The sequence below is a fragment of the Candidatus Thiosymbion oneisti genome (assembly GCF_900092655.1).
In the GTDB taxonomy this organism is placed as follows: domain Bacteria; phylum Pseudomonadota; class Gammaproteobacteria; order Chromatiales; family Chromatiaceae; genus Thiosymbion; species Thiosymbion oneisti.
The window spans coordinates 1-770 of sequence record NZ_FLUY01000039.1; the positions used below are offsets into that span (position 1 = coordinate 1).

1 protein-coding gene is annotated in these 770 nt (G+C 61.2%); it reads right to left on the reverse strand.

Features of this window, described 5'->3' with window-relative positions:
* Positions 1–111: 111 nt before the first annotated feature.
* Positions 112–354 (reverse strand): hypothetical protein, encoded by a 243-nt coding sequence (locus BQ17_RS00265; RefSeq protein ID WP_089723760.1) that lies wholly within the window; start codon positions 352–354, stop codon positions 112–114.
* Between the last annotated feature and the right edge of the window lie 416 nt (positions 355–770).

Below are 770 nucleotides of genomic sequence, written 5' to 3' on the forward strand. Positions count from 1 at the left end.
GGGAGCGGACAAGCCGGCGTTCCCACCTGTCTGCGTGCGGCACGCACAGGCAGGCGCTGGAGCGTGGGAACGAGCGCTGACCGTTTGGACCGGCAACTCGGCATTCAGGTTTTACCCGATAGCCGGAAGGGCCAACGAAATATCGGTAGTCCTGGGAGCCGACAAGATGTCGGCGATCTCAGGGACCGACAAAATGTCGGCGATCCCAGGGACCGACAGAATGTCGGCGGTCCCAGGGACCGACAAAATGTCGGCGATCCCAGGGACCGACAGAATGTCGGCGGTCCCAGGGGCCGACAAGATGTCGGCGGTCCCAGGAACCGACAAGATGTCGGCGGTCCCAGGGACCGACAAGATTCGGCGGTTCCGGGCCGGCTGGGACCGCCGTCTTTCAGACGGCTTTGTGAACCGGCTGGGACCGCCGTCTTTCAGACGGCTTTGTGAAAGTGTCACTGGATTTTCAGGGCATCAGGGATAGGGCAACATAATTTCCATAATCCAGCCGGGAATCTTTCTCCTCAGTCCCACGTGATATGGAATTCAGCGTGGAATATGGTAACTTCATCCCACCGCTTCCGGGAAAGGCGAATTCTTTCATAGTCTCAGCGCGTGGGAACGAGAAAGGCTCCAGCGTCGATCAAGCGCCTCGGTAGGCCAACCGCCAATGCCGATCAGCACCGGGGAGCTGTGTCTGCGGGAGCGGACAAGCCGGCGTTCCCACCTGTCTGCGTGCGGCACGCACAGGCAGGCGCTGGAGCGTGGGAACGAGC